This window comes from Streptomyces sp. NPDC039736, assembly GCF_055596485.1.
Genome location: NZ_JBVIUQ010000005.1, coordinates 608,158 through 617,006, shown reverse-complemented (window position 1 = coordinate 617,006; position 8,849 = coordinate 608,158). Strand labels below are relative to the sequence as shown.

At 67.8% G+C, this 8,849-nt stretch carries 11 protein-coding genes and 2 pseudogenes; 6 read left to right on the top strand and 7 right to left on the bottom strand.

The window, feature by feature from the left end:
* Window positions 1–84: 84 nt before the first annotated feature.
* Both ACZ56L_RS19450 and ACZ56L_RS19445 read right to left on the bottom strand, forming a co-directional pair.
* Window positions 85–210: pseudogene (locus tag ACZ56L_RS19450) on the bottom strand (DUF397 domain-containing protein); the annotation flags it as partial.
* Window positions 207–1,043, bottom strand: a complete 837-nt coding sequence (locus tag ACZ56L_RS19445; protein ID WP_471065208.1) for a helix-turn-helix domain-containing protein — start codon at window positions 1,041–1,043, stop codon at window positions 207–209. The gene ACZ56L_RS19445 and the pseudogene ACZ56L_RS19450, both read right to left, overlap by 4 nt.
* Window positions 1,044–1,264: 221 nt before the next feature.
* Here ACZ56L_RS19445 and ACZ56L_RS19440 point away from each other — a divergent pair, with 221 nt between their 5' ends.
* On the top strand, window positions 1,265–1,711 hold the full coding sequence (locus ACZ56L_RS19440; protein WP_471065206.1) for a hypothetical protein: 447 nt from the start codon (window positions 1,265–1,267) through the stop codon (window positions 1,709–1,711).
* A 719-nt stretch (window positions 1,712–2,430) separates the two neighbouring features.
* Window positions 2,431–3,009, top strand: a complete 579-nt coding sequence (locus tag ACZ56L_RS19435; RefSeq protein ID WP_471065204.1) for a hypothetical protein — start codon at window positions 2,431–2,433, stop codon at window positions 3,007–3,009.
* A 3-nt stretch (window positions 3,010–3,012) separates the two neighbouring features.
* Here ACZ56L_RS19435 and ACZ56L_RS19430 read toward each other — a convergent pair whose 3' ends face one another.
* Window positions 3,013–3,417 carry a hypothetical protein gene (locus ACZ56L_RS19430; RefSeq protein WP_471065202.1) on the bottom strand — a complete coding sequence of 135 codons (405 nt, stop codon included), beginning with the start codon at window positions 3,415–3,417 and terminating at the stop codon, window positions 3,013–3,015.
* Window positions 3,418–3,667: 250 nt separating this feature from the next.
* On the opposite strand from ACZ56L_RS19430, the gene ACZ56L_RS19425 reads away from it, so the two are divergent.
* Window positions 3,668–4,306: a hypothetical protein gene (locus tag ACZ56L_RS19425; RefSeq protein ID WP_471065200.1), complete on the top strand. Its 639-nt coding sequence runs from the start codon at window positions 3,668–3,670 to the stop codon at window positions 4,304–4,306.
* On the opposite strand, the gene ACZ56L_RS19420 is transcribed toward ACZ56L_RS19425, so the two are convergent.
* The gene (locus tag ACZ56L_RS19420; RefSeq protein ID WP_471065198.1) at window positions 4,303–4,560 is read right to left on the bottom strand and encodes a GntR family transcriptional regulator; all 258 of its coding nucleotides are present in this window, start codon (window positions 4,558–4,560) and stop codon (window positions 4,303–4,305) included. The genes ACZ56L_RS19425 and ACZ56L_RS19420 overlap by 4 nt on opposite strands.
* Window positions 4,561–4,729: 169 nt before the next feature.
* Between ACZ56L_RS19420 and ACZ56L_RS19415 the strand changes: the two genes are divergently transcribed.
* Both ACZ56L_RS19415 and ACZ56L_RS19410 read left to right on the top strand, forming a co-directional pair.
* Entirely contained in the window at window positions 4,730–5,059 is a 330-nt protein-coding gene (locus tag ACZ56L_RS19415) for a hypothetical protein (RefSeq protein WP_468688393.1), read from the top strand.
* Window positions 5,056–5,526 carry a hypothetical protein gene (locus ACZ56L_RS19410; protein ID WP_471065196.1) on the top strand — a complete coding sequence of 157 codons (471 nt, stop codon included), beginning with the start codon at window positions 5,056–5,058 and terminating at the stop codon, window positions 5,524–5,526. The genes ACZ56L_RS19415 and ACZ56L_RS19410 overlap by 4 nt, the downstream gene beginning before the upstream one ends.
* A 93-nt stretch (window positions 5,527–5,619) precedes the next feature.
* Here the strand turns inward: ACZ56L_RS19410 and ACZ56L_RS19405 are convergent.
* Window positions 5,620–5,799 (bottom strand): annotated as a pseudogene (locus tag ACZ56L_RS19405) (antibiotic biosynthesis monooxygenase family protein); the annotation flags it as partial.
* 150 nt (window positions 5,800–5,949) lie between these two features.
* Between ACZ56L_RS19405 and ACZ56L_RS19400 the strand changes: the two are divergent.
* Window positions 5,950–6,234 (top strand): DUF2087 domain-containing protein, encoded by a 285-nt coding sequence (locus tag ACZ56L_RS19400; protein WP_471065194.1) that lies wholly within the window; start codon window positions 5,950–5,952, stop codon window positions 6,232–6,234.
* 522 nt (window positions 6,235–6,756) lie between these two features.
* On the opposite strand, the gene proP is transcribed toward ACZ56L_RS19400, so the two are convergent.
* Window positions 6,757–8,226, bottom strand: a complete 1,470-nt coding sequence (proP, locus tag ACZ56L_RS19395) for a glycine betaine/L-proline transporter ProP (protein ID WP_471065236.1) — start codon at window positions 8,224–8,226, stop codon at window positions 6,757–6,759.
* Window positions 8,227–8,455: 229 nt separating this feature from the next.
* Window positions 8,456–8,845: a hypothetical protein gene (locus ACZ56L_RS19390; RefSeq protein ID WP_471065192.1), complete on the bottom strand. Its 390-nt coding sequence runs from the start codon at window positions 8,843–8,845 to the stop codon at window positions 8,456–8,458.
* Between the last annotated feature and the right edge of the window lie 4 nt (window positions 8,846–8,849).

Here is an 8,849-nt window from a genome sequence, read left to right as displayed (position 1 = left end):
ACGCGACCCCCGCAACTACCTGGCCTTCCTCGGCCTCGCCGCCGCCCTCTGCTGCTACAAGCGACTCGTCCGCCTCACCACGTAGGACACGGTCTTAGAGTCCCGTACGGGGACAACCTGGCAGGAATCGACAAGGTTGGTCGCTACTGAGACGCAAGCGCCACCGTTGTTGCTGTAGCTAGATGTGAACCATCGGGGGGTGTCTATCACGACGTGGCCTCTCGTATCGTTCTGATCATGGTCACAGAGTCGGGCTGCGACAATGAGTCAGCCTGCAATTGATAGTAGGCCCGCAGGAGCGGCGCTACGAACGTGTTGTCCCGGTGCAAGTGCCCTCGGGTGGCAGACTTGGCGTACGCCATGACAGCCCGGTCGGGCATGGTCAGGACGTACAGCGGCAGATCGAAGGTACGCCGAACTCCCATGCTGAACGGTGCCACTTGGAAGACTGTGTTGGGCTGATCGGCGAACTCCACCAACCGATCTAGCTGTGCAGCCCATTCGTTGGCGGTGCCAATCGGGCGTTGGATGCAGCTTTCATCTAGTACCACCATGACAGTCGGGGCGGGTGTGCGGCGCAGCGCTTCCTGCCGTTCCGCAACCACAGTGATCCGTTCACGGGCCTGCTCGGCGGAGATGGTGCCTTGACGAACCGCACTCTGTGCCAGCGTCTCCGCGTACGTCTGAGTCTGAAGCAAGCCCGGGATGATGCCCGTTTCAAAGAGCCGGATCTCCACCGCGCGCCCCTCGCTGCCCACGTACTCGGGGAACCCCTCCAACAGGGCACCGCTCTTGATGCGGTGCACATCGTTGACCAACGTCTCGCTGGTGCCCGTGAGGTTGAGGGCAAGGTCAGCACGTTCCGCAAATTTGATAGTTGGCGAACGCTGCGCGTTTTCCACGCCCGAAATATGTGAGGCGGAATATTCCGTTCGCGCACCCAACTCGTCTAGGGTCCATCCACGTTCCTCGCGCAACCTGCGGAGACGAGCGCCGAAGGCTGCACGGGGGTTCGCTGCGGGCCTCAACTCGTTCCGGTTCAAGCGCCCTTCACCAACTTTCAATCACAGTTTGGACAGTTGAAACCTCTCCGAGCCTAGGCCACGCTGAATCTCCCGACAGCGGGTTCACGGGAAACAGACGTCGGAGCGTAGGCCCCACGTTCGCCCATCGGATCGCCGAACTCGTCACGCCGTTTGGAAGCGCGAGACGCAGGAGGGACCAGTCAATGAGAAGCGCAGCGCGGGCAAGGCTCGCGGACCCCATGGCCGAGCACGGACCGGATGGTATCCACCACATCAAGCCCGCACCGGTCGAGAGCACCGCCGGGGACGACGACCAGGCCGACGAGCCGGCGAGCGTGCTGGACGCCGAGCGCTGCCACGCCCCGCTTGACGTACCGGTGGCGTGCATGGAACTCGCTATCGCCCTGTCTGCCCGTACGGCTAACGCCGGGACCAGCTCTCTCGCCGTCCAGTGCGAGTTCCTGCCGCACTCCGAGGGTGACCATGGGGTTCACGTTCTGTACGTGAACGAGCAGACCGACACCGCTGCATGGGTGTTCTGGCGTGACGGCAAGATCGACGTACAAGTCAACCCCCCCTGTTCGGTGCAGGACTCGCGCGGGAAAACCTGTCTTCTGTGCGTCGACCACCCTGGTGACCATGTGTGGCCCTACGCGCCGACGAGACCGGCGGGTGATCCGGCATGACGCGCCCCCGCTTGCTCGTCGCAGGCACTTTCCGCTGCACGGTCATTGCGCACGGTGCCGTTGAAGGCAAGCCCGTAGAAATCGCACTCGGGGAGCACCAAACACCCTCACCGGTTCTCGCCTGTCAGTGGCTCCGGGACCGTGCCCGGTGGATGGCCGATCGGCTCGACCCGGACCCCGAGACCGGCCCCGTACCGGCGGCGTCGATACACGTAGTCGCCCCCACGGTCCCGGACGCTCCCACCGCCTTACGCGACTGGTGCCGGGACGTCCCGCGGCAAGGGGCCGCCGTGGTCCAGCTCGACCAAGGGCAGGGTGTCCGGTTCATGGCACGCGATGACACGACGATCTACGAACTGTCCGCGGTGCCCGTGGCCGTGCCCGTGAAGGGAGAACCGAGTGTCGCGCGCCGGACGGGACCGGGTCTTGTCGGCTAAGGCAGAGATCCTGCGGAAGTACCGGGAGGGAAGGGGACTGCGTCCTCTTGCGCGGGAGTACGACGTAAGTCACCCGTGGTTGGCAGCCCGGTTCGACGAGTGGGGCGAGCCGCGCCGTTCCAAAGAGGAATCCGACGAACTGAACCGTGCCAGGTGGCGGGGCGACCCCTTCTAGCACACCCCCCTAGACCCTCCGCCCCGGTCTGAGTCCATGGCCCTGACTCACCTACAGGACCGGACGGAGCCAGCACCACTCAGTTGTTCCGACGAGAAGGAGTGAAAGTGACCACTGTTGAACTCCCCCGCATCGAGGATGTGGCCGAGCGTGCGCGGGGCATTCTGACGGCTGTTGCAGCCGACCCCGAGTTTCCCGCGTTCCGGGCCGCGAGCCTCCGTTACGACGAGGACTGGACGTGCTTTTCCGGCGGACCGGTCATCAGCGAGTACGACCAGTCCGAGGACGCTGCCCCGCTGTTCATCGAAGGGCTTCGGGCGCTCTGCCTCAAAGCCGCTGTGTTCGAGATGACCAGCGACGAGCGCGCGGCAGAAATCTCCGTCGCTGTGCCCGTGGACGAGATGACGCACGCCATGATCGCGCAACCGCAGATTCTCGCCCGGATCACGGAACGGGTCGGTGCGCAGATCATCCACCAGACCGACCAGGAACACACCGACTGGTCAACGGGCGACTACACCCACCAGGCATACCGTGCTGCGTGGGGCGAGCCGCCGTCCCGGTACTGGATCACACAGCAGGAGGTGACCCGCCGGCTCGGCGTCCTGCGCGAGAAGTATGAAGCGGCGGGCTTCCACCGCATGGGGCTCTCACACAGCATCACGTTCGAGCCCGTCCCCGCGTGACCCCTAGCTGAGCGCTTGCCGCATCACGGTAAGCGGGTCCAGCTCGGGGAAGCGCTCCCGGACCTGGTGCTGTGCCTGTGAGATCAGCTCGTCAAGCAGCACCGGAGCCGCGCCGTACAGCACGCCATGCAAGTACGGCACCACTTCGGAAGGGTCGGGCGGTAGCACCAGCTCGACAGTCAGCGGCACGTTCTCGCTCTTGTAGCGTCCCGCCGGCAACCCGACCTTTTCGGGGTGGACGCAGACCGGTGTCCCGTCACTCAAGTACCTATGTCCATCTGCCTTGTTGAAAGGACATTCCGCGGTTGGCCGCTCGAACACATCGAAGCTGCCGACGGGATGAAACCGAGATGGGCAGATACCGCACGCGCGGTGGTGAACGTCGCCGTTCACGAAGGGCTCGGGCATGACCGGAGCCTAGCTTCCCCGCACCGCCACAGACGCCCGTTTCAGACCGCACCACCCCCGCCCGGGGGATGACGCGCCGAAGCGGGGAGCAAGACCCGTTGCCGTGCCGCTGGGCGTGTTCAGCAACGGATGAGGGACCCGCCCACGGTGCGCACCGTCCACGGTCCCGCCCGCCCCGCCCGTGAGCTGCCCCCGTGGCGCATGGGCGGGGCGTCCCCATCACCCCCAACCACCGCAAGGACGATTCCGCGTGCCCGTGCCCGTCCCCTACGTCGCTGCCTACAGCAACGAACAAGCGCCATTCGAAAGTGATCTATGCGTGGAATTCCCGCGCAACGGGGTGCCCCACCTCGCCTACCTTCACCCGTCCCCGGCAGATCGGGACGCGCACGGGAATCTGTGGACGCGCATGACTGAACCGCCCGAGGACGAGCGAGGACGCGTCCTCTTTGACTCCATGCACCCCGTGCGGCAGCGCGAATGCATGGAAGCGCTCTTGTGTCAGGTGTGTGCGGAGCCGGCAGAGCGCGCGGACGGAACACTGTTCATCGAGTGGCAGCACGCCGACAAGCCCCCGATTCGCCTGGACCGGATCATCACCGACATGCCGCCGCTCTGCCCGCCGTGCGTCCCGGTATCACTCCGGTACTGCAAGTTTCTGCGGGAAGAGAAGACCGCCGTGGTGCTACTCGTCCGCAAGTCCGTGCCGAGCGGCGTTGTCGGAACCATCTTCCGCGCGGTCGGCAGCCCGCTGCGGTGGAGTCAGGCCGAGAACGATGTGTATTGCAGCTTCAACAAGCCCCGGCAGCCCGGACTACTCGCCCACCGGCTGCACCGGAAGTTGCGGGGTGTGACCGTAGTCGACCCGGACAGCCTGCCGACCCGCTAGCCGCTCTGTGCGTCGCCCTGGTCGTCCTTGGGACGCTCGGCCACGAAGCTGCCCATGCCCGGCGTGGTAGTGATCCAGCCCGCTTCCCGAAGCGCACGTGTCGCCTTCCGGAGGGTGTCCCGGTTCACGCCGAATTCCTCCGCCAACCGAACCTCTGAAAGCTGGTGGTCGGTCGGGTAGTGCCCGCTCGAAATGCGGCGGGTGATCACGGCGGCAATCTGCTGCCACTTCGGCTCTCTCGGGTTGAACTCCACACGCGGAGGTTACCCACCACGCGTACCAGCCGCACAGTGGCGGATATGGGCCCCCAGGGGTGGACAGGGGTGGACAGGCTAACTACCGTCAAAAACGAAAACGCCCCGGCAACCGCGTAGGACCGGTCACCGGGGCTCGCCGAAACAGCTTTCAAGGAGCTGAAACGACATGCGCGACTCTATCGCCCGAATCGTCGTGTGGGTGCTGCGGCTGCTGCTGCCCGCCCACGGACGCCACCAGGCGCACACGCGCCCCGAGCCTGCCCCCATGCCCGCAGAGCCCGCAGTGAGCCCGTGGTCCCGCCCGTGGACCGGACCCACCAAAGAGGAAGCCGCCGCGTACTTCCGGCAGCAAGCCGAGACGACCATGCCTCTCACCCAAGTACAGAAGGAACGGCGTACGGCGCTGGAGTTCGCGGCCCTCGGGCGTGACTACCCGTACAGCTACCCGGGTGCCCCCTTCCCCCGCTCTGCGTTCTCCGGGGCGGTGTCGGCATGACGCGCGAGTGGCTGAACGGGATGCTCCCCGAGCCCACCCCGGCACTCTGCATCGGCTGTGACCGGCTCACTGAAGCCCCCGTAGCCGTCCGGTGGATAGAGAGCATGAGCGGCCCCGGAACGACCCTGTACGCCTGCCCCGACCACGCCGGGAAGTTCACCCCCGGCCCCCTCCCGGGAGAACTCTCGGGGACGTTGCCAAGCCACCCGAACTACGATCGCCCCATGAGTTACGACAGCTCCGGAGAGTACGACCGGGACGCAGATTTCCGGCGACGCGTGGACGACGCGATTGACGCCCTGGACAAGCTCGGGCAGCCCTACGACGCGGAAGACGTGGCGGAGTACGTAGAGGACGAAGCCCCCGCCACGCTGCACCCCACAGCACGGGACGGCAGCCCTCGCGCCGAGTACGTACGGCGTAGGGCTACGGAAGTGCTCGGCTGGAGAGAGCGCACCAGGAACTAGCGCGCAGACAGCAAAACGCCCCGTGCGGCTCAACTGCCGTGCGGGGCTTCTGTGTTCTCTGACATGCGCGTATCCTCAGAACTACGAGTGCGGTTCGTTGGGACACCGGGTGTACACCAGGTACTGGTCCGTCCCCTCCACGGGCCGCAGCAGCTCGAACCACTCGAAGCCGTCGGAGCCCTCCACGGCCCCGGCCCGCGACGCGAACCGCTTCTCCAGCACCTCCCGCTGCTCGGCGGGCACGGTCAGTGCGTTGATCTTCACGATGCTCATGCGTCCCATCCTGCCGTACGGGTCCGACGGGGCGACCGGCGACCGGCGGCCCGGCCGCGCCGGGCGTGTGCCTGGGCCGCTCGTCACCGCTGTTTATTGCGTGGCAGGAGGGGGTGCCGAGGGGCTAGAACGGGGGCTTCGGTTGCCGGAATGTCGTGGGGCGGGAGCGGGCGCGTGGCTGGTCAGGGTGTCGAGGCGTTCTTCAGGGACGGGCGGCTCACGTCCGTACCGCGTAAGCCGGGCCGGCGGGAGGAACTGCTCGCGCACCTGGCGCGGACGCTCTTCGAGGAGGGGCGGGCGTACACGGAGCGCGAGGTCAATGACGTGATCCGCACCGTTCATGAGGACTGCTCGGCGCTGCGGCGGTACTTGGTGGAGGGCGGCTTCCTGTCCCGCACGAAGGACGGCAGCGAGTACCACCGCGTCCCCCGCTGAGGGCTTGCGGCGCCTTGCCGGGGGTGCGGGGAACTGTGCGCCCAGCGACGACGTTCCCGCACGGCGTGCTTCCGGGGGTGCCCCGTTCAGGGGCGCGGGGAACTGCGCGCCCAGCCACGACGCACCCGCACGGAACCGTTCCCCTTGGCCGCGCGGCGAGCCCTTTAGGTGGAGGGCCGGGTCCGGGTCCTCTCTGCCCGAGCAGGGCGGGGCTGACGCGTCCGGCACGGGGCTGGGGTCTCGACCTTGGCGGAGGAGCGTGCCCGGCACAGGCGCTCGGGCAGGGGCGGCACCCGGGTGGGCCGGGAGCGGGAGGGGCCGCCCCCTCGCCCGCCCGTCCCGCCCCCTTGGGGCGGCCCCGTCGCCCAAGGGGGCGGAACGGGCGGGGCGGGCTGCGAAGCCCAGGGGACGGGGGCGGGCCGTGATGCCCAAGGGGGCGGGTCGCGGGGCGGGCTGTGAAGCCCGAGAGGGCGGGGTGAAGTGGGGGAGGGAAAGGGAAGGGCGGAACCGTTCCGCGGAGGGTCAGGACGCCGAGGGGGAAGCCGATTCCCTGCGCGCGTCCGCGCGGATCTGCTCCGCCTCCTCCTCCGTCTCCACCGCCGGCCCCGACCCCGGCAGCGGTCGCCGCGCGCTCTCCGTCATGAAGAACACCGCGATCCCGCCGATCACGGCCGCGCCCATCATGTAGTACGCGGGCATCATCAGGTTGCCCGTCCAGCCGATCAGCGCGGCGACGACCAGCGGCGTCGTACCTCCGAACAGCGACACCGAGACGTTGAAGCCGATCGACAGCGAGCCGTAACGGGTCTTCGTCGGGAACAGCGCCGGCAGCGTCGACGGCATGGCCGAGGTGAAGCAGACCTGGAGCAGGCCGAGCACCAGCAGCCCCGGGACGATCGCCGCCAGGCTGCCCTGCTGGATCAGCAGCAGCGCCGGGACGGACAGCACCAGGAAGCCCGCGCAGCCGACGGCGATGACCGGGCGGCGGCCGAAGCGGTCGCTGAGCAGGCCCGCGAAGGGCTGCACGCACATCATGAAGGCCATCACGCACAGGATGATCAGCAGGCCGTGCGTGGGGTCGTACTCGAGCTGCTCGGTGAGGTACGTCGGCATGTAGGACAGCAGCATGTAGTTGGTGACGTTGAAGACGAGCACCAGGCCGACGCAGAGCAGCATCGTGCGCCACTGGCCGACGACGGTCTCCTTCAGCGACGGCTTCTCCCGCTTCGGCGCGGCCGTGCTCGCGAGCTTCTCGTCCTCGGCGGCCTGCGCCGCGAAGGCGGGAGTCTCCTCCAGCTTCAGCCGCAGGTACAGGCCGATGAGACCCATCGGGCCCGCGACCAGGAACGGAACGCGCCAGCCCCAGGACTCCAGGTCCGACGTGCTGAGCAGGGCCGTCATCAGGGTGACCAGACCGGCGCCGCAGAGGTAGCCGACCAGCGTGCCGAACTCCAGCCAGCTCCCCAGGAAGCCGCGCTTCTTGTCGGGGGAGTACTCGGCGATGAAGGTGGACGCGCCGCCGTACTCGCCGCCGGTCGAGAAGCCCTGGACGAGGCGGGCCAGGAAGAGCAGGGCCGGCGCCCACATGCCGATCGTCGCGAAGGACGGGATCAGGCCGATGCAGAAGGTCGCCGTCGCCATCATGATCATGGTGATGGCGAGGATCTTCTGGCGGCCGACGCGGTCGCCGAGCGGGCCGAAGACCATGCCGCCGATCGGCCGGACCAGGAACGCCGCGGCGAACGCACCGAAGGTCGACAGCATCTGCGCGGTGGGGTTGTCGCTCGGGAAGAAGACCTTGCCGAGGGTCACCGCGATGTAGCTGTAGACGCCGAAGTCGAACCACTCCATGGCGTTGCCGAGGGCGGCGGCCTTCACCGCCCGCTTGACCTGCGCCGGGTCGGTGACGGTGACGGGGGCCTCGTCGGTCTGCCGCTCGGAGTTCTTCGCGACGGACCCGGGCCGGGGTGCGACGGGGACGGACGTCGACACGTGCTCGCTCGCCTGCTCTTTCTGGGGGAAGGTCGGCTTCTGGGGGAGATCGGCGGTCGCATTCCAGGACAACCGGCAAGGGAATGGACAGGGGCCGTCCCATGGTGCGAGACGACCCAAAACCGACCATAAACTTTTAGTTGCCCTCTGCACTTAGCGCAAAGTTGATCACCCGATGGCGCTTATACCCCCTTTCACCTGGTCAAACGGCCCTTCCGAAGGTCCCGCGTCACTCGGCCTCCTGTGAGTTAAATCGCAGGGAACGCGCGGTGCGGACGGACCTCGTCGCCGCGATGTGCCCCGGCAGGGGCACGTCGCCCGGCAGCGCGGAGTCCGGTTGCGGAGCCCCGTGGGCGGTGTGCATCGGGATCACCCCGGCCCACCGGCCGAGCTCCGCGTCCGGCCCCGCGCCGTCCTCCGGCGGCCCCGCGGCCACCTTCACCGAGGCCTCGTCGAGGAGGAGGGCGAGGAGCGGGGTGGCGGCCGGTTCCTTGGGGTCGGGGCGGCGGGCGTGGTCCCACTGGCCGGGGGCGCTCCGCTCACTGAGCACGCGCAGCCCGTGCGGCAGGGCTTCGGGGGCGGAGCGGTGCGTGATCAGGCGCGGGGCGCCGTAGGCCATCGCG